The organism is Streptomyces auratus (genome assembly GCF_050433025.1).
GTDB lineage: Bacteria > Actinomycetota > Actinomycetes > Streptomycetales > Streptomycetaceae > Streptomyces > Streptomyces sioyaensis.
This window is the reverse complement of the sequence record NZ_JBNGCB010000003.1, coordinates 1,079,077-1,099,292: the sequence shown is the minus strand read 5'-3', so window position 1 is coordinate 1,099,292 and position 20,216 is coordinate 1,079,077. Positions and strand designations below refer to the sequence as shown.

17 protein-coding genes are annotated in these 20,216 nt (G+C 74.0%); 5 read left to right on the top strand and 12 right to left on the bottom strand.

Annotation, left to right across the window (positions count from 1 at the left end):
* Positions 1-107: 107 nt before the first annotated feature.
* The 6 genes from BKA18_RS24550 to BKA18_RS24525 all read right to left on the bottom strand — a co-directional run bounded on the left by BKA18_RS24550 (position 108) and on the right by BKA18_RS24525 (position 9,230).
* Positions 108-1,262 carry an FxsB family cyclophane-forming radical SAM/SPASM peptide maturase gene (locus BKA18_RS24550; RefSeq protein WP_366045551.1) on the bottom strand — a complete coding sequence of 385 codons (1,155 nt, stop codon included), beginning with the start codon at positions 1,260-1,262 and terminating at the stop codon, positions 108-110.
* A 159-nt stretch (positions 1,263-1,421) separates the two neighbouring features.
* Positions 1,422-1,640: a YxD-tail cyclophane-containing RiPP peptide gene (locus BKA18_RS24545; RefSeq protein WP_358919216.1), complete on the bottom strand. Its 219-nt coding sequence runs from the start codon at positions 1,638-1,640 to the stop codon at positions 1,422-1,424.
* Between the two features lie 107 nt (positions 1,641-1,747).
* A complete protein-coding gene (locus tag BKA18_RS24540; RefSeq protein WP_366045552.1) occupies positions 1,748-5,191 on the bottom strand; it encodes an SAV_2336 N-terminal domain-related protein in 3,444 nt (1,147 codons plus the stop codon).
* Between the two features lie 5 nt (positions 5,192-5,196).
* Positions 5,197-6,252 carry an AAA family ATPase gene (locus BKA18_RS24535; RefSeq protein WP_006603151.1) on the bottom strand — a complete coding sequence of 352 codons (1,056 nt, stop codon included), beginning with the start codon at positions 6,250-6,252 and terminating at the stop codon, positions 5,197-5,199.
* Positions 6,253-6,588: 336 nt separating this feature from the next.
* Positions 6,589-8,829: a VMAP-C domain-containing protein gene (locus BKA18_RS24530; RefSeq protein ID WP_366045553.1), complete on the bottom strand. Its 2,241-nt coding sequence runs from the start codon at positions 8,827-8,829 to the stop codon at positions 6,589-6,591.
* Positions 8,829-9,230, bottom strand: coding sequence for a CU044_2847 family protein (locus BKA18_RS24525; RefSeq protein ID WP_366045554.1), 402 nt, complete (start codon positions 9,228-9,230; stop codon positions 8,829-8,831). The genes BKA18_RS24530 and BKA18_RS24525 overlap by 1 nt, the downstream gene beginning before the upstream one ends.
* Before the next feature lie 153 nt (positions 9,231-9,383).
* Here BKA18_RS24525 and BKA18_RS24520 point away from each other — a divergent pair, with 153 nt between their 5' ends.
* The 3 genes from BKA18_RS24520 to BKA18_RS24510 all read left to right on the top strand — a co-directional run bounded on the left by BKA18_RS24520 (position 9,384) and on the right by BKA18_RS24510 (position 12,071).
* Complete coding sequence (locus BKA18_RS24520; RefSeq protein ID WP_006603154.1) at positions 9,384-9,563, top strand: DUF6104 family protein; 180 nt, start codon at positions 9,384-9,386, stop codon at positions 9,561-9,563.
* Between the two features lie 421 nt (positions 9,564-9,984).
* Complete coding sequence (locus BKA18_RS24515; RefSeq protein WP_366045555.1) at positions 9,985-10,914, top strand: DUF4097 family beta strand repeat-containing protein; 930 nt, start codon at positions 9,985-9,987, stop codon at positions 10,912-10,914.
* A 2-nt stretch (positions 10,915-10,916) separates the two neighbouring features.
* Complete coding sequence (locus tag BKA18_RS24510) at positions 10,917-12,071, top strand: PadR family transcriptional regulator (RefSeq protein ID WP_366045556.1); 1,155 nt, start codon at positions 10,917-10,919, stop codon at positions 12,069-12,071.
* Between the two features lie 30 nt (positions 12,072-12,101).
* Here the strand turns inward: BKA18_RS24510 and BKA18_RS24505 are convergent, their stop codons facing one another.
* Positions 12,102-13,265, bottom strand: coding sequence for a serine hydrolase domain-containing protein (locus BKA18_RS24505; protein ID WP_366045557.1), 1,164 nt, complete (start codon positions 13,263-13,265; stop codon positions 12,102-12,104).
* A 357-nt stretch (positions 13,266-13,622) separates the two neighbouring features.
* Here BKA18_RS24505 and BKA18_RS24500 point away from each other — a divergent pair, with 357 nt between their 5' ends.
* Positions 13,623-14,504, top strand: a complete 882-nt coding sequence (locus tag BKA18_RS24500) for an SCO6745 family protein (protein WP_006603158.1) — start codon at positions 13,623-13,625, stop codon at positions 14,502-14,504.
* Positions 14,505-14,591: 87 nt separating this feature from the next.
* Here BKA18_RS24500 and BKA18_RS24495 read toward each other — a convergent pair whose 3' ends face one another.
* From BKA18_RS24495 to BKA18_RS24475, 5 genes are all read right to left on the bottom strand, one after another.
* Positions 14,592-15,155 carry a Clp protease N-terminal domain-containing protein gene (locus tag BKA18_RS24495; RefSeq protein ID WP_366045558.1) on the bottom strand — a complete coding sequence of 188 codons (564 nt, stop codon included), beginning with the start codon at positions 15,153-15,155 and terminating at the stop codon, positions 14,592-14,594.
* Positions 15,155-15,364, bottom strand: a complete 210-nt coding sequence (locus tag BKA18_RS24490; RefSeq protein ID WP_366045559.1) for a helix-turn-helix domain-containing protein — start codon at positions 15,362-15,364, stop codon at positions 15,155-15,157. Before BKA18_RS24490 ends, BKA18_RS24495 begins: the two co-directional genes overlap by 1 nt.
* A 304-nt stretch (positions 15,365-15,668) precedes the next feature.
* Positions 15,669-16,283 (bottom strand): HutD/Ves family protein, encoded by a 615-nt coding sequence (locus BKA18_RS24485; protein ID WP_366045560.1) that lies wholly within the window; start codon positions 16,281-16,283, stop codon positions 15,669-15,671.
* Positions 16,284-16,315: 32 nt separating this feature from the next.
* Positions 16,316-17,278 carry a zinc-binding dehydrogenase gene (locus BKA18_RS24480; protein WP_006603162.1) on the bottom strand — a complete coding sequence of 321 codons (963 nt, stop codon included), beginning with the start codon at positions 17,276-17,278 and terminating at the stop codon, positions 16,316-16,318.
* Positions 17,279-17,430: 152 nt separating this feature from the next.
* Entirely contained in the window at positions 17,431-18,654 is a 1,224-nt protein-coding gene (locus tag BKA18_RS24475) for an NAD(P)-dependent malic enzyme (protein WP_366045561.1), read from the bottom strand.
* A gap of 546 nt (positions 18,655-19,200) precedes the next feature.
* Here BKA18_RS24475 and BKA18_RS24470 point away from each other — a divergent pair.
* Positions 19,201-20,175, top strand: a complete 975-nt coding sequence (locus tag BKA18_RS24470) for an ABC transporter substrate-binding protein (RefSeq protein WP_366045562.1) — start codon at positions 19,201-19,203, stop codon at positions 20,173-20,175.
* Positions 20,176-20,216 lie beyond the last annotated feature (41 nt).

Here is a 20,216-nt window from a genome sequence, read left to right as displayed (position 1 = left end):
TGCGCGCGTGCGCAGGCTGTTTCCTCAGGCACGCCCTGGCTTTTTGGCACGATAGCCCAAGTGTCCCTCCTGGTGGCGACAGTGCGTCAGGTCATGTGGGGGTGCCGTCAGTTGGGCGTGACCTCGGCCTTGAGGCGGGCCGCGATGTGGCGGATCAGGCGTTCCAGGTCGGCGCAGTAGACGGAGGGGTTGCGGAACCCGGTGCCGTCGGCGCGGTAGCGGTGTGCGTAGTTGCCGCCGCCGCACACCTCCACCAGGGCGCAGCCGCGGCACCGGTCGCCCAGGCCGTCCCGGCCGGTGCGGCGGGCAACCATGCCGGGGTGGGCCAGGGCCTGGTCGAAGGTGTGGTGGAAGACGTCGAGGCCGGTGGCCGCGGCGCCCTCGTAGGCGGATTTGAGCGAGTCGACCTGTTCGATGGCGCCGTCGGTGTCCACGATCACGGCGACCACCGGGGAGAGGCCGACCGCCTCGCTGGAGCTGGGGCGGCCCAGGAGCAGGCCGAGGATCTCGGTGAAGACCCGTACCCGGGGGCCGGGGCCGCCGTCCCACCACAGGTCGAAGACGGTGCACAGCCAGTCGCCGTACGGGGTGCGGGGGCCCCTGCCGCTGGTGGCGGGCGGCGGGCTGGACCAGTTGGCGTGCGGGAGGAGGAAGTCGAGCATCGGGGGGTCCAGTGCGCGCAGCGAGCCGTAGACCTCGGCGGGGTCGGCGGTGATGTCGATCGTGCACAGGATCCCGGCGAACACCCCGGGCCGGTCGTGGAGCAGGCCCGCGGCGCGGGAGACCGCGGGCCAGGAGGGCCGTCCCGCGTGGTCGACCCGGCGGCGGTTGAGGCCGGGAGTGCCGCCGTCGACGCTGAGGCCGAGCCGGAACCCGGTGGCGCCGAGGGTGTCGATGATGTCCGCGGTCAGCAGCGTCCCGTTGGTCTGGACGCCGAAGTCGGCGGTGCAGCCGGCGGGCAGCGCGGCGCGGACGGCGGCGGCCTGGTCCAGGAGCGGGCCGGGGCCGGTGAGCAGCGGCTCCCCGCCGTGCAGATCGATCCGGACGGCACGCAGCCGGTGGGTGCGGGCGTGTTCGGCGATGCGCCGGGCGGTCTGCCGGACGGTCGCCGCCGGGACGGTCGGCGGGCGGGTACGCCAGCTGCGGTCGGGGCCGGCGTAGATGTAGCAGTAGGTGCAGGCGAGGTTGCAGCGGCTGTGGACCTTCAGGACGAACTGCCGGAAGGGCACCACGGCGGTCCGGCCGGTCGTCTCCCCCGCCACGGCGTCGCCCCCTGCCCTCGTCGCCTCATCGACGTATGGGCCGGATCAACTCCCGCCCGTCGTCTGATACATGGCTCCGCCCCCGATCGAGGAACCGAGTGCCCCCGGCAACTGGCCGGTTCCCTTGCACGTTTGCCCAAAAACAACCGTCCCTGACCGTCAATGCAAGGCTTTTTCCGGGCCGTCCTCGTAGTACGCCACGGCGTCCTCCGCCGACGGCCAGTTGCGCAGCAGCAGCGCCGCCACCTCGCCCAGCACCGGATGGTCCGTCCGCGCCGCGAGAACGCCCACGTCAACCCCGGCGAAGTCCGGCAGCCGCTCGGCCGACGGCCCCGGCGGGGCCGCCACCACCGGTTCGGTGCGGGGGATAGTCGCCACGCTGCTCTCCTCTGGGCCGGCTGGACGGGGGTGTTCCCGGACTCCCGTCCGCAGAAACACCTGCGGTGAGGGACGGTCAGGCGCTCCGGACGGGCCGCCGGGTGCGGTCAGGCGGCGGATTCGAGGGCACGCATACGGGCGCGGGTGCGCTGGGCCTCCGGGCCGGTGTCCTCGCCGGCGCGCTGCCACTGCTCCCAGCTCTCGCGGTAGGCGTGCAGCGCGGAACGGGACCCCGCGGTGACCTCCAGGACCTCGCCGCGGCGGTGGTGGGCGCGGGCGGCCAGCAGGGCGCTGCCGGCGCGCCGGGCGGCCGCGGCAGCCCGGCGGTAACAGGCGGCGGCGCGGTCATGGCGCTCCCGGGAGTCGAAGCGGCGGTCCAGCAGCAGTTGGACGTCGCCCACTTCGAGCCAGGCCTCCGCCGATACCGCGGCGGGGACGTCCGCGCCGCGGGCGGCCAGCTCCAGGATCCAGTCGGCCTCGTGCAGATCGGCGAGCGAGGGCTGGCGTTCATAGCGCAGCCGCAGGGCGCGGCCGAACAGCAGCCGGTGGTTGCCCAGGTCCGGGTCCTGCGGCGCGACCCGGCCGAGCGCCTCGCGCAGCACATGCACCGCCTCGTTGGCCAGCCGCTTGCCCGGCCCGTCGGCCGGCTCCTGCCGGGCGCGCAGCAGCAGCGCCGCACCGCGCTCGGCGAGCAGCGCACTGTGCTCGGGCGAATCGGGGGTGGCCAGCCGAAGCGCGCCGGCCAGCGCGGCGATGGCCGCGTCCAGGGCGGGCAGGGCGCCGGTGCGGGTGTGCACCGCGCGCTGGGCGGCGGCGGTACGGCGCAGGCTGTCCGCCTCCAGGGCCCGGTCGTCGAGGGCACGGGCCATCGCCCGGGCGCGTTCGAGGATCGGCAGGACGGACGGCAGCCCCGCGCCGCCGTTCAGCTGGCGGGCCGCCGCCAGATCGAGCAGCGTCCGGCACACCAGCCGGTCGGCGGCGCTGCCCCGGCGGCGCAGCAGCACGACGGCGGTGTCGAGGTCGTCGGCGGCGCGGACGGCGAGCGCCTCGGCGGCGCGGGGGTCCGCGGGGTGGCCGGCGGCGGCGCGGCGGGCCTGGTCGAGCAGCACCCCGCCGCGGGCGGCGTAGACCTCGCCGGGCACCTCCTCGCCGCTGGGCCACTGGTCGAGGAGGGTGGTCAGGGAGCACTCCGCCTCGTCGAGCGGGTCGGGGTCCGGCACGGCCGCCGGGTCCACCGCCGCACCGGACGCGGCGGCCACCGCCTCGGGGGCCGGTACGGGCAGCGCGGCCAGTCGGCGCAGCACCTCGGTGCGCAGCACCATGCTCTCCAGGACACGGGGGTCGAGCAGGCTCATCAGCCCGCAGGCGGTGTGCAGTCGGCGGGCGGCGTCGGCCAGCGCGATGCGCTCCTCGTCCGGTGTGCCCTCGGCCCGGCGCTCCTGGGCACGGGCATGGCCGACCCGGCCCAGCACGATCAGCGCCCGGGTGCGCTCGGCCTCCCGGCCGGCGGTGACGTCCTCCTGGTCGCCGGCGGCCGGCTCGCCCGCCGTGGCCCGCTCCGCGGCGCGCACCGCCCGCTCCGCCTCCTCCAGGGCGTCCGGCTGGCCCCAGGTCGCCCAGGCGTGCAGCAGGGCGCGCGCGAGGTCCGTACCGGCCTCGGGCAGACGTGCGGCGGCGGCGCGCAGCAACCGGACGGCCTCGATCAGGTCCCGGACGGTGCCGCCCTGTTCGTAGCGCTCCAGGAGGGCGGCGCCTTCCGCGGCGGGGCCGTCGGAGACGTACGGGCTGGGGGCGGGCGGGCGCAGCGCCGGTTCGAAGCGGCGCAGCACCCGCTCGGAGACCCGGGCGAAGGGTTCGGGCACCGCGCGCCGGCCGGTCTCGGGCTCGCGGCCGCTGCCGGAGAGCATGGCGACCGCAACGGCCGGGAAGTTGCGGGCGCTGCGGCCGAAGGTGCGCTCGATGTAGAGCGAGCAGTGTTTGAGGACCAGGGCGGCCTCGCCCGCGCTGAGCCTGCCGAGTAATTCGTCGCGCACCCCGGGCGCGAAGTCGTACCAGGGGCCGCTCACCCCGGCCTGCTCGCCCGCCTGCCCCTCCTGCGGGGGGAGTTGCGTGACCAGGCCGCTGAGCAGCACCTCGGCCAGTTCGGCCGGGCCGGTCTGCGGCAGCATCGCCCGCTGGACCAGCTGGATGACGGGGAGCGCGAGCGGGACGGCCGAGAGATGGACGGCGAGCAGCCGGGCGGCGGGAGAGGCCTGCTGGTCGAACTCGCGGACCATACGGGCCGGTGCGGCGCGCCCGGGCGCGGGCGCCGGGCCGGACGGGAACCCGGCGCCGTGGTCGGCCCGTACGACACAGGCCGCGCCGCGCAGTGCGAGACCGGCGTCGGCGGCGGCGAGCCGGGCCCAGGAGCCGAGGGCGGAGGGGGTGGCGGAGAGGACCGGGATGGCGCGCTCGCGGGGCGCTTCGGCGGCGGCGCCGGGCGCCCCGGTGGGCCGGCGTCGGCGCCGGGCCGGGCGGAAGTCCAGGGCGTGGTAGGGGCCCTGGCGCCGGATGAGGGTGCCGGCGACGGCGGGCAGCAGCGTGCGCGCCCACATCCGCTGCGGCAGCGGCTGGACGACGGCGAGCGGGGCGTCGGCGGCCCAGCGGTAGAGCAGCCGCTGCATCCGGCCGTCCCGCCAGAGGGGGCCCGCGCAGTCGCTGACGACGAGGGTGAGGTGGTGGCCGGTCGGGTCGTGCAACTGGTCGGCGGGGCGCAGCGGGCGGCCGGGGCCGGGGGCCGCCGCGACGCCGACGTCCGGGCCGTGCGGATGGAGGTAGTGCACCGTGACGTCGCGGAAGGCGCCCACCCGCTCGCAGACCTGGCGCAGGTCGTGCAGCATCTGCTCCCAGACGGCCATCGAGGACGAGCCGTCCATCAACAGCCGCAGCGCGGCCGCCCTGCGGTGTACCCCGCGCAGCACGGGGATGATCATCTCGGCGTGGGCGGAGAGTTCGGCGGTGGCCGGCTCGTCCAGCTTCCGGCGGACCGGGGCGACCGGCGGGCGGTAGCGCTGGATGGGCCGCAGGGCCCGCTGCAACGGCAGCAGCCCGGGGAACGCGGAGGCGATGGGGACCGCGATCTCGCCGAGCCGCCGCGGGTCCCGGTCGGCGACCCGCTCGTCCAAGGCGGGCAGCAGCTCCGCGACCCGGCGCCGGGCACTGTCCCGGAGCGTGGAGGGGGACGGCTCTCCCTCCACGGGGCCGCCGTCGGCGCCGTCTCGGGAACCGTCCCCGGGGCCGTCCTCGCGGCCGGCCGGCGGTGTCCCGTCGGCGTGCGCGGAACCCGGGGAGACGGCCGACCCCACCCGGAAAGTGGCCGGATCCGTACGGTGCACAGGGTCCGCGGCCGGGGGCCCGGTGTCCTCGGTGCCGCCGGCCCGTTCCTGCGGGGTGATCCACTGGGCGAGCCAGAGGGCGTCGGCCATCCCGCGGGCGTCGGCCGGCACCCCCGCCGCCGTCAGCCGGGCGACGAGTTCGTCGAGGGGGCCTGGGCCGGGCTCCCCGCGGGGCACCGCACTCACCTCGTCCGATCAAGAGGCCGCATCAGCTCCGCCGTCAGACGCCGTCGGGTCTCCTCCTCGTCCTCGTCCGTCCAGCCGGCCTTCTGGGTGAGGTGGATGGCGTTGAAGAGCTGGTCGACGGCGCGGACGTCGCCGGGCTCGCGGTCCAGGAAGCGGTCGATCACCGCTTCGTAGCGCCCGTCGGCGCCCTCGCCGAAGTGCGCCCGCACCATGGCGGCGAGCCGCTCCTTGTCGGGGACCGGGATGTGGAGGTGGATACAGCGGCGCAACAGGGGCGCCGGGAAGTCGCGTTCGCCGTTGCTGGTGAGGACGATGAAGGGGAAGGCGCGGCAGCGCACCCGGCCGTCACGCACCGTCACCTGCGCGCCGTCGTCGCTGAGCACCTCCACCTCGGGGGCGGATCCGGACAGCCGCTCCAGCTCCGGAATCCGGAACTCCCCTTCCTCCAGCACGTTGAGGAGGTCATTGGGCAGATCGATATCGCTCTTGTCGAGCTCGTCGACGAGCAGCACCCGGGGCCGGGCGGACGGCAGCAGGGCCGTGCCCAGTGGACCGAGGCGGATGTAGCGGCCGATGCCGCCGCCCGGCTCGTCGGCGGGGTCGGCGCCGGCCGGCGTCCCGCTCTCCGCGGCGGCCGGGGTGGCGCGGGCGATCTGGAGGTCCTGGAGGCGGCCGATGGCGTCGTAGTCGTACAGGCCGTCGCGCAGCGTGCTGCGGCTGACGACGGGCCAGCCGAGCACCCGGCCCAGGCCGAGTTCATAGGCGACGGAATGCGCCAGGGTGCTCTTGCCGCTGCCCGGTGCGCCGGTCACCAGCAGCGGGCGGCGCAGATAGAGGGCGGCGTTGACCAGCTCGCGCTCGGTCTCGCCGGGGCGGTGGTGGCTGGCCTCGCGGCGCTGCACACCGAGCCGGCGCTCGGAGGACGGGTCGAGGGCGGCGGGCGGCGCCACGAGGGGGCCGCCGTCGAAATCGCGCCAGGGCGGCGGCGGCGGAAGATGCTCAATTCCGTCGTGCGGTGCCCCCGCGCCACGGTAGATGAGCCAGTCGCTCACGTCGGAACTCCTCGTCGCCGGCCAGGCATCGGTCAGGAGCGTGGGTCACGGCACATCGCCGGAGACGTCGGCATCCGCTCCGCCTCCCCCGCGTCGCCACCCGCATCACGCCATCACGTCATCACGAACAAGTCTTCCACGACGCTATGACAGTACCCACCCCTACGGAAGCACACGGGGCGGTTTCCGGTCTCCGGCGCACTCGCCCGGGGCGCTCAAGTGCCCTGTCCGGGGCACTACTTGCGGCACGAGGGGCGGACGCGGCCACCCTGGGCACCGGGCGCACGGGGGGCGTACGCGGCGCCCGTGCCCGCCCGGGGGCGGCTCCGGCGCCGCTCATCGCGGCGACAGCTGGGGCCGGTCCGGGAACAGCGGCGGAATCGGATCCTCCGGGTCGTCGTAGAGAAGGACCAGATCGCGGGCCCAGTGCGTGCCCTCCTCCGCGGCCTCGGCGGCCTTCGCCCGCAGCTGCCGCACCAGTTCGGGGAGCCGGACCACCCCGCCCGATCCCTGGAGCAACTCCCGCACCCCGCGGTGGAACTCCTCGCAGCCGGCGTCGCAGTCCTGCTCCTCGCCGTGCCCGCGGGCCGGCCACAGCCCGGCCGGGAAGCCGGTGTCCAGGGCGACGCCCACCGCGTCCCGCCCGAACCCGTCGGCGACCGTGTGGCACAGCGCGGGCAGCGCGCCCTCGCCGGCCGTCTCCAGCAGCCGCCAGACCGACTCGGCGCAGGGGCCGGGCCGCGCGTCGGCGCCCTCGCCCGGCCGGACCCGCAGTGCCTGTAGTTCCGGGGCGGTGCGCAGGCCCTGCCAGCGGCGCAGCCAGGCGGGGTCGACCTGCTCGCGCCGCCCCTGGTCGCGCAGGATCACCGCGCGGCCGGGGCCCACCGGCCGCAGCCGGGCGGTGCGCCGGGTCGAGGCGGCGACCTCCCACTGGCCGGCGGCGGTGTGCCAGTGCCCTTCGGGGACGGCGACCTCCAGGCGTACGCGGGCGCCCGGGCCGGCGGCGCCGTCGGCCCGCAGCAGCCGCCCGCCGAGCTGCCGCAGCACCTGTTCCCGTGCCTGTTCGAAGGGCACCCCGCCGGCCGACTCCTGGACGTCCACCCGCAGCCACTGCCCCTGGCCATAGCCTTCGCTGACCGACCAGTTGAACAGCTCCGCTCCGCCCTCGTCGTAGAACAGCGGCTCGAACTCGACGAGGACGGAGCGGGGCCGGCGGCGCACCGGCCCTATCCTGCGCCGGTCCTGCGGCTGCAGCACCACCGCCTTGGCCTGGACGAACTCCGCGAGGCGGACCGCCTGCTCGCGTACCGCGGCGGCCGCTTCGCCCGGCTGGTCGCGGACCTCGTCGGCGGTCAGCTGCGCCACGATCCGCAGATAGTGCACAAAGGTGCGCAGCTCGGTGTACGGGTCGCTGCCCTGGTAGAGCGCGCCGTGCCCGTCCCGCCAGGTACGCAGCGACCAGGCCGCGGGCCGCTCACCGCGGTCCAGCACCTCGCCGACGGCGGCCTCCACGATCAGCGGGTCGCGCGGCGCGGGCAGACGGGCGAGCAGGTCCAGCGCCTGCAGGCGCTCCTGGACGCCCCACAGGCGGCCGCGGCCCGCCATGATCGCGTGCTGGGCGTCGAACCAGGTGGGTCCGGTGGCACGGCCGAGCTCCTGACCGGCCCAGTGCCAGCGGTCGTGCAGGCTCATCAGCGCGTGGTACGGGTCGGGCCCGAGCCCCTCGGCGCCGGCGACCAGGTGTTCCGGCCCCAGCCCGCGCAGTGCGGTGACCGGCACCGCGAGCCCGACGTGGTCCTGCTGGTGGCGGCCCTTGACGATGCCGACCACCTCACCGCGGTCACAGTCGATCAGCGGACCGCCGGAGGCGCCGGGCGTCACCCGGACATCGCTGCCGAACTGCAGGCCCCGGGCGTCACGGGCACCGAAGCGGACCGCGATGAAGGTGTCCACCGGGGCGGCGGGGGCGGCAGCACGGTCGCCGTGGACGTCACCGGGGGCGCGGCTGCGGGGACAGCCCGCGTCCGCGTCCCCGCTGCCCGTACGGGCGTCCCCCGCCCCGCCGTCCCCGGCCCCGCCCGCGGCCGATCCCGACCGGTCGTGGCCGCCGGAGTCGTGGTCACCGGAGTCGCGGTCACCGGAGTCGTGGCCGCGGAAGATATAGGCGTCCTCCAGAAGCGTCGCCGGCTGATCGCTGAGCCAGGCGCAGGGGTGCCGGCTCTCCGGGTCGAGCAGCCGGACCAGGGCGAGGTCGGCGCGGGCGGCACCGGATCCGGCCTCCGGGGCGGGCCGGCTCAGGTCGTACGCCTGCCGCGCGGGCACCACCCGGCCGCCGAACGCGACCCCGAAGACCCCGTCCGGCCCCGTCTCACGGCGCCGTCCGTCGCTCGCCGCCAGCACATGAGCGCAGGTCAGCACCCACCCCGGGGCGATGAGTACGCCGCTGCCCCACATCCGGGCTCCGGGGGCGCCCGGTGCGGCGCGCAGTCCGACGGTGGTGCGCCCGGCGTGGTCGAGGAGCTGTGCGTAGCGGGCGCGGTCACCGCTGCCGGCGGTCCGGCCCTGGGAGGTGGCCATCAGCGGCTCGAATCGTCCGGCTCCCGGCGGTCGGCCGTATGCTCCTGGTCCTCGCGCCGCCAGGTGAGCGTGAGGGAGAGGTTCGACTTCGCCCCGCCGTCCGCGAGCAGGGCGACGGCCTTGCCCGGCTTGGCCGACAGCTCCACGCCGAAGGTCACACTGGTCTCGTACGGCGCGACCCGGTCGGTGGCCTGGCGGACGCTGGCGGCGACCCCGCCGATCACCTCGCGGAGCCCCTCGACCCGGGCGCCGAGCGCGTCCCAGACACCGACGTCCTCGAACTCCCCGTCCCCGGTGTCCACGCCGTCCGCCGCGTCGAGTCCGGGGGCGTCGAGCCGGGAGACCCGGGCCCAGACCTCCGTGCCGTCGGGCAGCTCGATGCGCTGCGCGCGATCGTGCATCACGGCCTCCTGCTCCCCGTAGGCGGCAATTCCCCCATTGCCGCGGGACCGTTGACAGGTGATCAGGCTAGCCCGCAGGCGTCTGTGGCGCGAGAGGTCCGTGAGCCTGCCTATCCTGGCTGGGAATGACCCATGACCCCTGGTGGAGAGCGCGTGTATTTCACTGACCGTGGCATCGAGGAGCTGGAGAGCCGGCGCGGCGAGGAGGAGGTCACCCTCGCCTGGGTGGCCGACCAGCTGCGGACGTTCGTGGACCTGAACCCGGACTTCGAGGTCCCGGTGGAGCGGCTGGCCACCTGGCTGGCCCGGCTGGATGACGACGAGGACGAGTAGCGGCGGCTGGGGACGCGTAGCGACGGACAGCCGCGCAGAGCGGGAGCAGGCCGGGGCGGGCCGGCCCGGCGGGCGGCTCCTCGCGGGCGGACGCCACGGAGGGGGCCTCACGGGACACGGCGGCGGGCACGGCCCGGGCCGCTCGGAACGCCGTATCGAGACCAACTCCCTTGATTTCCATACGCGTTCGGGGTCCGCATGGCATGACCACGACACCTAGCGCGCCCACGGGAAGGTCCCCTTCCGTGGCGACCGGCCGCACCTCACCCTCACTTCGGCCCGCCTCCCCCGCACCCACCCAAATCCACACCGCACGGCGGACCGCTTGACTTCCGCAATCCGCGATATATCGTGTCTAGCGAGGACGCGATATGTTGCGTTGCAGTGCTCACAGTTGCAGTGCTCACAGGGGAGGCCAGTGATGTCAGCCGGGACCGAGTGGTTGCAGAATCCGACGCAGGTGACCGCACCACGCACGCTGGAGATCGCCGACCCCGTCGAGGCGCTCAGCGTCCGGGTGTACGGCGGCACGGTCAACGTCGTCGGCACCTCGGACGGCGGCCCCGCGCGGGTGGAGATCAGCGAGCTGGACGGCCCGCCGCTGAGCGTCTCGTGCCGCGACGGCGTCCTGTCGGTCGCGTATGAGGACCTCCCCTGGCGGGGCTTTTTGAAGTTCCTCGACCGCAGGGCCTGGAACCGCAGTGCGGTGGTCTCGGTGACGGTGCCGGCCGGCACCCGCGTCGAGGTCGGTGTGATCCGCGCCGGCGCGGTGGTCTCGGGCATCACGGGACGTGCGGACGTCCGCGGCGTCTCCGGCGACAGCACCCTCGTCGGCCTGACCGGCACGGTGCTGGCCGAAACGGTCTCGGGCAACGTCGAGGTGCAGTCGCTCACCGGCGATCTGCGGTTCCACTCCGTCTCGGGGAATCTGACCGTCATCGACGGTGCGGGCGGCGGGGTGCACGCGGACTCCGTCAGCGGCGACATGGTCCTCGATCTCGCTCCCGGCAAGGGCGCCGACATCGCGCTGACGACGGTCTCCGGGGAGGTCGCCATCCGGCTGCCCGACCCGGCCGACGCCCGGGTGGAGGCCAACACCACGTCCGGCACGGTCGCCAACGCCTTCGACGACCTGCGGGTGAGCGGCCAGTGGGGCACCAAGCGGATCACCGGCTCACTGGGCGCGGGCACCGGCACCCTCAAGGCCACCACCATCTCCGGCGGCCTGGCCCTGCTGCGCCGCCCCTCCCCTGAGGACGAGGACCACGGGCGGGACGATGCCGACGGCGGCCACGACAGCGGCCCGCACGAGGACTCCTCCGCCACCACCACCGGGAAGAAGGTGCGCTGACCATGCCCCCTGTCTTCGCCCACGGCCGACTGCGCCTCTACCTCCTCAAGCTGCTGGACGAGGCACCACGGCACGGCTACGAGATCATCCGCCTCCTGGAGGAGCGCTTCCAGGGCCTCTACGCCCCGTCCGCCGGCACGGTCTACCCCCGGCTAGCCAAGCTGGAGGCCGAGGGCCTGGTGACGCACGCGACCGAGGGCGGCCGCAAGGTCTACTCGATCACCGACGCCGGACGGGCCGAACTCGCCGACCGGGGAGGCGAGTTGGCGGATCTGGAGCTGGAGATCCGGGAGTCGGTCGCCGCCCTCGCCTCCGACATCCGGGAGGACGTGAGCGGTTCGGCCCGGGATCTGCGCCGGGAAATACAGGAGGCCGCCCAGCAGGCCCGCAAGGACGCGGAGCACGGGAAGGCCGGGCGGACCGGCGGGCGGCCGGACGCCGAGGAGGAGGACGGCGCCGGGCAGCCGTTTTCGGATGCCGGCGACTACCTCGACGGCATGTTCGGCGACAAGGAGTCCTGGCGGCAGGCGAAGGAGGAGTTCCGGCGCGCCAAGGACGAGTGGAAGGAGCAGGCCCGGCGGGCCAAGGAGGAGAGCCGGCGCGCCAGGCAGGACGCCCAGCGGGCTCGTAAGCAGGCCCGGGACGCCCAGGCGTTCGCGCGCGAGGAGGTCCAGCGGGTCCTCAATCGCGTACAGGAGCAGGCCCAGGGTGCCGTGCGGTCCGGCGACTGGTCGGGGGCGGTACGCGAGGCACTGTCCGAGGTGTCCCGCGAGATCGGGCGCTTCACCGGCCAGTCCGGCGCGGGCCGGGAAGAGGCCGGGCGGAACGGCGCCGGCCGGGGCGGCGCCGACCCCGGGGCCCGGGTGACGGTCGAGCGCGTCGATCTCGGCAAGCCGGACCCCGGGGAGGACGCGACGGCCGGAGCCCCGCCGGCCCCGGAGTGGGCGACGGAGCCGGCCGGTGACGACCCGGCCCGCGACTTCGACCGGCTGCTGGACCGCTTCCGCGACGATCTGCGGGATGCGGCCCGCGATCACGGCGTCAACGCCGAGCAGTTGAAGGAGTCCCGCCGCCGGCTGTCGGCGACCGCCGCCCATATCGGTGCGCTGCTGAGCCGGCCGGAGCGGTATGCGTCCGGGACGGATCCGGACGCCTGAGCCGGCGGGCGGCCGGGCCCGGCCGCCCGCTCAACCCCATGGCCGGGGCTCCGGCGCCCCCACACACGACCGCAGCGCCGCGATGAGCCGTTCGCACCGCTGGTCCCCGCTGCCGCCCATCCGGTTGGCGGTGTAGGCGAAGCCGACGCCGAACTCGTCGTCGCCGAAGGCGAATTGCCCGCCCGCCCCGCTGTGGGCGAACGAGCGCGGGCCGAGCAGCCGGCGGAACGGCGAGTCGAGGAGGACGCCGCTCCCCCAGCGTGCGCCGAGGTCCGGCAGCCCCGACCACGAGGGGCCGCCCGACTGCGGCCGGACCGCATCCGTGAGGGTGTCCGCGCCGAGCAGCCGCGGCCCGCCGTCCACCCCCGTGGCGACCGCGGCGTACAGGGCGGCCAGACCGCGCGCCGAAGAGACCGCACCCGCACCGGGGAATTCGGCGGTCAGCAGGGCGGGGGCGTTGTAGCCGTGCGGATCGTCGAGCCCGGGGAAGGGCAGGACGCCGTTCATCGTCAGCGCCCGCATGGGCAGCAGGTCGGGGCTCGGTAGCGGCGGCCGCCCCTCGGCCTCGACGAGCCGGGCCAGCTGCGGCAGTTCCTCCCGCGGCAGGCCGATCCAGGTGCGCAGGCCCAGCTCGTCGGCGACGGCCCGGCGGAAGTAGCGGCCCGGCCTCAGACCGGTCAGCCGGCGGATCACCTCGCCGAGAAGGAAGCCGAAGGCATGGGCGTGGTACTCGTGCGCCGTTCCGGGCTCCCAGAGCGGCGGCTGCTCCTCCAGTGCCCGGATCACCGGGGTCCAGGCGGTCAACTCCTCGAACGTCAGCCTCCGTTCGACGAGCGGAATGCCGGCGGTGTGGGCCAGCACCATCCGCGGGGTGATGCCCTCCTTGCCGTGCCGGGCGAACTCCGGCCAGCAGTCGGCCACCGGAGCGTCGAGGTCCAGCCGGCCCTGCTCGGCGAGCAGATGGACGCAGAAGCTGATGACGGCCTTGGCGAGGGACATGACGGGAAGGACGGTGCGCGCGTCCCACGCCCGGCCGGTCCGGTCGTCGGCACTCCCGCCCCACAGGTCGACGACCTTGCGCCCGCCCACGAACACGGTGACGGCGGCGCCGAGTTCCCCGCCGTCGGCGAAGTTCCGGGCGAATGCGTCCGCGACGGCTCCGAAGCCCTCGTCGGCCGTTCCGTGGTACGGCATCTGCTGCTCTCTTCCTCGCATCGGGACCGGCGGCCCCCATGGGCCGTCGGCGGGGTCACGATACGGAGACGGCCGCCGCTCCTCGATCGAATATCCGGCGCGGAGCCGACCGGCCACCCGACGACAGCGGCCGAATCTGTAGAGGCCCCAACACGGGCCCTGTTACCCACAGTTGCCATCGGCGGTCTGGATTCACGCGGCGTAATCGGGGAAACCACTACTTCGCACGGCTTTTCGTCCGGCACCGGGTCCAGGGGTCCCAGCTGCCCGACTCCGCGGACCGGCGGGCCGTGCTCCGGACCACCACCGCCCCACTCCCTGTCTGCGCACGCATCGTGAAGGCCATGAGGTAAAGCGATGTCGGAATACCTTTCGGTCGCCCGCCGGATGTGGCACCTGCTGGAGCCACTGCACGCCACGCTGTACTTCGCCCCCGAGGCCCGCCAGGTCGCCGCCGACCTCGGCCATGATGTCGCGTCCCGCTGGCCCAGCTATTTCGCCTGGCGTACGGCTCCGCTGGGCGCGGCCGGGCCGGAGCTGGTGGCCGCGACGTACTACACCTTCAGCCCGCGGATGATCGCCCGGTACCTCCCGCAGATCTGGACGGTCGCGGACCCGGCCAAGGTGCTGGATGCGCGGCTGCTGGCCATGGACCGTGCGCTGACCGCCCTGATCGGCGGCCGGCTGAGCGCCGCGCAGCTCGCCGAGGCGGCCCGGCTCGCCCGCCAGGCCGCCGAGAACGCCGGCACCGCCGCCCGCCCGCTGGCCGCCGCCAACCGCGATCTGCCCTGGCCGGACGCCCCGCATCTGACGCTCTGGCAGGCCGCGACGGTACTCCGCGAGCACCGCGGCGACGGCCATCTGGCAGCCCTGCTGACCTGCGGACTCGATCCGTGTGAGGCCCTGGTGTCGTTCGCCGCGATCGGCGCCGCGCCGGCCGCGGACTTCGTGGGGCGCGGCTGGAGCGCCCACGAGTGGAGCGACGCCCGGCACCGCCTCGCCGCCCGCGGCTGGATCGCTCCGGACGGCACCGCGACCGAGCGCGCCCGCACGGAGCGCGAGGCGATCGAGCGGACCACGGACCGGCTGGCGGCCGGCCCGTGGCGCGCCCTGGGCCACTCCCGCGCCGAACGGCTGGCGCAGCTGCTCAACCCCGTCCTCGGCGCGGTCTTCGAGGCCGGGTATCTGCCGCGGCACAGCACACTGGGCATCGGCACGGTCAAGGTCGCCTACCCGTAACCGGGGGCGGTGTGGGTTGCCGGTGCCGCGCACCGGAGCGCCTCCGCACCGCCCGGGGCGGCCCGGGTTACGGCCCGCCCCGGCCCCTCAACTCGCTTGTCTGCCGCGGCTCTCCCCCAGCACCCGCACCACCGCCTCGTGGGTCACCCCGTGGTCGGCGAGCACCGCGGCCGCCGGTCCGCGCCCGGTGGTCAGCGCGAGCAGCAGATGCTCGTCCCCGATGGACCGCTCGCCGCGGCCGGCCACCATCCGCAGGGCGCGCTCCAGGACGGACTTCGCCTCCGCGGTGAACCGACGGCGCACCCGCCGGCGCCGCCCGGGCGACCGGCCGGCGGCCAGCGCGCCCACCCCGTGTTCCTGCTCCACGCTCGCCACGATCGCGTCGACATCGATGCCGAGCCCGGCCAGTGCCGCCACGTCGGCGGCCGAGACCCCGCCGCGCCGGCGCGCCGCCGCCAGGCCGTCCACCACCGATTGCCGCCGCTCATGGAGGCCGAGGGCGGCGAGCGCCCCGGCGGCCGGTGAATCCGTCCGGTCCAGCAGGGCGAGCAGCAGCTCCGGCTCGCCGATCGTGTCGCTGCCCGTACGGTCCGCCTGCTCCGCGGCGCAGCTCACCGCTGCGCGCGCCTCGGCCGTGAACTTCTCGAACATCAGCGCCTCCCGTGCTTCTTGTGGACCGCCTGCCTGCTGACCCCCAGCTCCGCCGCGATCTCCTGCCACGACCAGCCCTTCGCCCGGGCGCTGCGCACCTGTACGGCTTCGAGCCGCTCCAGCAGCCGGCGGAGCGCGGCCACGGCACGGAGTCCGACCCTGGGGTCGCGGTCACCCGCCCGCTCGGCGAGATCCGTTGCTTCGCTCATGGTGTCAATTTAGGTTGACACGACGGAATGCGTCAACCTTCATTGACACGGATTCCGAGTCGGGGTCGGGTTAGGGAGCGTGGGCGGGGACGGCGGGCACCCGGAGGGAAGGGAGCGCCGGAGGGAAGGGGTGGCCGGAGGACCCTGCAGCTAGGGGGTGGCTCTCCGCTCTCCGTGGGCCTGCGACGCCTGGCACCGCAGGCTGATCCACGGAGACCGAAGAGACACCCCCTAGGAAGGGCCGGTCGAGGGCGCCCGGCGGTGACGCCGAGCCGACCGAGAGGCACCCGTCGATGAGGAAGCGTCAGCCCAGTGGGCACCCGGACAGCCGGACGACCGCCACGGTGCCGTCCGTCCGCAGTCCGTCGGGCAACGCCTCCGACCCCGTCCACAGCACCGCGTCGAACCGCTCCAGCCGCACCTCGGACTCCCCGGACTCCCCAGGCACCGTGAGCCGGGTGCCCCCCTCCAGCGCCACGAGAAGCAGCCCGCCCGCGGAATCCGGTCCACCCGCCACCCCGCCCTCCGGCCCCGCCGACCAGCTCCCGGCCACGACCTCCACGGTCGCCGCCGCCCGCCCCTCCCGGAGCATCACATTGAGGTTGACGACCGGCCCGTCCAGCAGCCGGGAGACGGTGGTGGCGTCGCCGGGGAAGGCGAACGGGCGGTAGCGGCCCGGCAGCAGCCGCGGGGTGCCGTCCACCGTCAGCTCCAGCCCGGCGCCGTCGACGACGGTGAGGATCCGCCGGACGCCGGGCAGCGGGGAGTACGGCCCGTCGCGGGTGACGTCCGCGAGGCTGACCCGCCAGGCGAAGCCGTCCCAGCCGGCGCCCGGGGGATGGACCGCGATCTCGCGGGTCACCCCGCCGCCGTTGCTCCACGGCGCGGCGGCCCGCCCCGCCGCCCGCAGAATCCGCATATCTCCGGCCCCTTCAAGCCCCCGTCCGCAGGTCAGACCGTCAGCACGACCTTGCCGAACAGTTCGCCCTCCGCCATCTTCGTGAACCCCTCGCGGGCCCGGTCCAGCGGCAGCGTGGAGTCGATGACCGGGCGGATGCCCTTGGCGGCGCAGAAGCTCAGCAGCGACGCCAGCTCGTCCTTGCTGCCCATCGTGGAGCCGACGATCTTCAGCTCCAGGAAGAAGATCCGGTTGAGCTCGCCGCTCTTGGGGGTGAAGCCACTGGTGGCGCCCGAAATCACCAGGGAGCCGCCGGGCTTGAGCGACTTGACCGAGTGCGACCAGGTGGCGGCGCCGACCGTCTCGATCACCGCGTCCACCCGCTGCGGCAGCCGCTCCCCGCTCGCGAACACCGCCTCGGCGCCCAGCTCCAGCGCCCGCTTGCGCTTGGCCTCGTCCCGGCTGGTGGCGAAGACCCGCAGGCCCGCGGCGGCGCCCAGCACGATGGCTGCGGTCGCCACCCCGCCGCCCGCACCCTGCACCAGCACGCTGTCGCCGGGCCGTACGCCCGCGTTGGTGAACAGCATCCGGTACGCGGTCAGCCAGGCGGTCGGCAGACAGGCCGCCTCCTCGAAGGACAGCTCCTTCGGCTTGGGCAGCACGTTCCACAGGGGCACGGTGACCTGCTCGGCGAAGGTGCCCTGGTAGCGCTCGGTGAGGATGGAGGGCTTCTCCTTCGGGCCGACGCCGTGACCGGTCTGGCCGATGACGGAGTGCAGCACGACCTCGTTGCCGTCCGCGTCGATACCGGCGGCGTCACAGCCGAGGATCATCGGCAGTGCGTCCTCGGTGATACCCACCCCGCGCAGCGACCACAGGTCGTGGTGGTTGAGGGAGGCGGCCTTGACGTTGACGGTCGTCCAGCCGGGGCGTACGTCGGGGGCCGGGCGCTCCCCCAATTCGAGGCCGTTCAGCGGCTGGTCACGGTCGATGCGGGCGGCGTAGGCAGCAAACATGATCCCAACGTAGGCCGCGGACGGGCGCTGCGGTACCGCGTACGGGTGTGACACGCACCGCTGCGCCGCGCGGCGCACACGGCCACGACGACGGGCCGGGCCCGCACCCTCACAGGTGCGGGCCCGGCCCGTGGACGGAGTCTGCCGGGGCGTCAGCGGCGCGCCACGCCCTCGGCGCGGGCGGCGGCCGCGACCGCGGCGGTGACGGCCGGGGCGACCCGCTCGTCGAACGGCGAGGGGATGACCCGGTCGGCGCTGAGTTCATCGGCGACGACGGCGGCCAGCGCCTCGGCGGCGGCGAGCTTCATGCCCTCGGTGATCTGCGAGGCCCGCACCTGCATGGCGCCGGCGAAGATGCCCGGGAAGGCCAGCACGTTGTTGATCTGGTTGGGGTAGTCGCTGCGTCCGGTGGCGACCACGGCCGCGTAGCGGTGTGCGATGTCCGGGTGGATCTCCGGGGTGGGGTTGGCCATCGCGAAGATCAGCGACTCCTTCGCCATCTTCGCCACCGCCCCCTCCGCCACCGTGCCGCCGGAGACCCCGATGAAGACATCGGCGCCGTCCAGCGCGTCCTCCAGCGAGCCGGTCAGCCCGCCCTTGTTGGTGAAGCCGGCGACCTCACGCTTGACGTCCGTGAGGTCGGTGCGGTCCGCGGAGACGATGCCCCTGCGGTCGCACACCGCGACATCGCCGATGCCCGCCTCGATGAGGATCTTGGCGATCGCGACACCGGCCGCACCGGCGCCCGAGATGACCGCGCGCAGCTGGCCGAGCGCCCGGTCGGTGAGCTTGGCGGCGTTGCGCAGCGCGGCCAGCGTGACCACGGCGGTGCCGTGCTGGTCGTCGTGGAAGACCGGGATGTCCAGCCGCTCCTGGAGGCGGCGCTCGATCTCGAAGCAGCGCGGCGCCGAGATGTCCTCCAGGTTGATGCCGCCGAAGGACGGAGCCATCCGGACGACGGTCTCGATGATCTCGTCGGTGTCCGTGGTGCCGAGCGCGATCGGCACCGCGTCGACGCCGCCGAACTGCTTGAAGAGGATGGCCTTGCCCTCCATCACCGGGAGGGACGCCTCCGGGCCGATGTCGCCCAGGCCCAGCACCGCGGTGCCGTCCGTGACGACGGCGACGACGTTGGACTTCCAGGTGTAGTCATCGACGAGTTCGGGCTGCTCGGCGATGGCGCTGCACACCTTGGCGACGCCCGGTGTGTACGCGAGGGACAGGTCGTCCTTGTTGCGGACGGGCACAGTCGCCTGGATGGCCATTTTGCCACCGCGATGGAGCGCGAAGGCCGGATCGAAGGCATCGTCGGGCGCACTGCCCGCGCCCGCGCCTGTAGTGCTGTCGCTGCGAGGATTGACGATCTCCGCTGCCACTTGTCTTACCCCTTTTAATCGTGAATCTGCTGAGGGTGGCCACTCCCTGGTTGAGGGGTGGGCGGGCACCGCGTCCGGACCCTGCGCGGCAGATGGCCGCCGCGCGGGGGGAGGATCGGACGCCGGGCGCGCCGCACACGCGCCCTGAGCCCCGGATGAGGGGTGTAACGAACCTTTCTACCCGACGGGCGCGGGCCCCGACGAGTTGGATTCATTACTCTCGGCTTCAGATACCAGACAATAACCTCGAAGTGTGCAAAAAGCGTGAAGCGCACAAACAACTCAAGAGTGCCAACCTTCGCGGTCCGCATCCCGAGAGGGCCGGAGTGAGCGGGACATCCTTCGCATCCCGCCGGCGGCACACCCCCCTTGCACCGCACGGCCGTCAACCCGCCGAGCCGTCCGTTATCCGATTTTGACCTGTGTGATGGTCCGAATACCGGAGTCCGGGTGGCAGGATTTCCGTCACCAACCGAGGTCACGGCGCTCCAGGGTGTGTACCCCGGCCTTTGTCACGTCGGCTTCTCCATCCGCAGGAGGATCAGCATGACCGCACGCCCCACCCGTCGCCCGGCCCTCGGCAGGTCTCGTACAGCCGTGGCCACGGCGGCCGCGGTCACAGCCTCGCTGCTGCTGCTCAGCGCCTGCGGAGACCAGACGGATGCGGCCATCGCCAAGCGTGAGGCGAAGAAGAACCGCAATGTGCATGCGCCGCTGTTCAAGAAGCTGCCGAAGGACGTGCAGGAGAAGGCGCTGCTCCAGGTCGGCTCGGACATCACGTACAAGCCGGTGGAGTTCCGCTCCAACGGCGCGGTCATGGGCATCGACCCGGACCTCGCGGAGGCGATGAGCAAGGAGCTGGGCATCAAGCTCAACTTCAACAACGCCACCTTCGACACCCTCATGGGCGGCCTGAAGTCCAAGCGCTACGACATCGCGATGTCGGCGATGACGGACACCAAGGAGCGCCAGGAGGGCATCGACAGCAACACCGGCAAGAAGATCGGCCAGGGTGTCGACTTCATCGACTACCTCAATGTCGGCGTCTCGCTCTACACCCGCAGGGGCAAGACCCAGGGCATCGACGGCTGGGAGACGCTGTGCGGCAAGAAGATCGCGGTGCAGCGCGGCACGGTCTCGGACGACCTGGCCAAGGACAAGTCGAAGGCCTGTGAGAAGAACGGCGAGCAGGCCATCTCCATCGAGGCGTTCGACAACGACTCCGAGGCCCAGACCCGGCTGCGTACCGGCGGTGTGGACGCCGTCTCCAGCGACTACCCGGTCGCGGCGTACGCGGTGAAGGTCTCCGGCCACGGCAAGGATTTCCAGATGGTCGGCGGGGCGCCGCTCAAGGCGGCCCCGTACGGCATCGCGGTCCCCAAGGGCAAGCAGCAGCTGCGTGACGCGCTCAAGGCCGCGATGGAACTCGCGATCAAGAACGGCTCGTACGCCAAGGTTCTGGACAAGTGGGACGTCAAGGATGCCGCGGTCAAGGACGTGCAGCTCAATGGCGGCTCCTGAGCCGCCGTCAGCTCTCCCGTCCGCTCCGCGCACCTCCCGCC

What these genes read in the sequence shown, in the direction of transcription:
- BKA18_RS24530 (WP_366045553.1), bottom strand. Translation starts at nt 8,829, where the DNA reads ATGGCCACCTCCCAGGGCCGGACCGCCGGCAGCGGTGACCGCGCCCGC.
- BKA18_RS24525 (WP_366045554.1), bottom strand. Translation starts at nt 9,230, where the DNA reads ATGCACGATCGCGCGCAGCGCATCGAGCTGCCCGACGGCACGGAGGTC.
- BKA18_RS24515 (WP_366045555.1), top strand. Translation starts at nt 9,985, where the DNA reads ATGTCAGCCGGGACCGAGTGGTTGCAGAATCCGACGCAGGTGACCGCA.
- BKA18_RS24510 (WP_366045556.1), top strand. Translation starts at nt 10,917, where the DNA reads ATGCCCCCTGTCTTCGCCCACGGCCGACTGCGCCTCTACCTCCTCAAG.
- BKA18_RS24505 (WP_366045557.1), bottom strand. Translation starts at nt 13,265, where the DNA reads ATGCCGTACCACGGAACGGCCGACGAGGGCTTCGGAGCCGTCGCGGAC.
- BKA18_RS24500 (WP_006603158.1), top strand. Translation starts at nt 13,623, where the DNA reads ATGTCGGAATACCTTTCGGTCGCCCGCCGGATGTGGCACCTGCTGGAG.
- BKA18_RS24495 (WP_366045558.1), bottom strand. Translation starts at nt 15,155, where the DNA reads ATGTTCGAGAAGTTCACGGCCGAGGCGCGCGCAGCGGTGAGCTGCGCC.
- BKA18_RS24490 (WP_366045559.1), bottom strand. Translation starts at nt 15,364, where the DNA reads ATGAGCGAAGCAACGGATCTCGCCGAGCGGGCGGGTGACCGCGACCCC.
- BKA18_RS24485 (WP_366045560.1), bottom strand. Translation starts at nt 16,283, where the DNA reads ATGCGGATTCTGCGGGCGGCGGGGCGGGCCGCCGCGCCGTGGAGCAAC.
- BKA18_RS24480 (WP_006603162.1), bottom strand. Translation starts at nt 17,278, where the DNA reads ATGTTTGCTGCCTACGCCGCCCGCATCGACCGTGACCAGCCGCTGAAC.
- BKA18_RS24470 (WP_366045562.1), top strand. Translation starts at nt 19,201, where the DNA reads ATGACCGCACGCCCCACCCGTCGCCCGGCCCTCGGCAGGTCTCGTACA.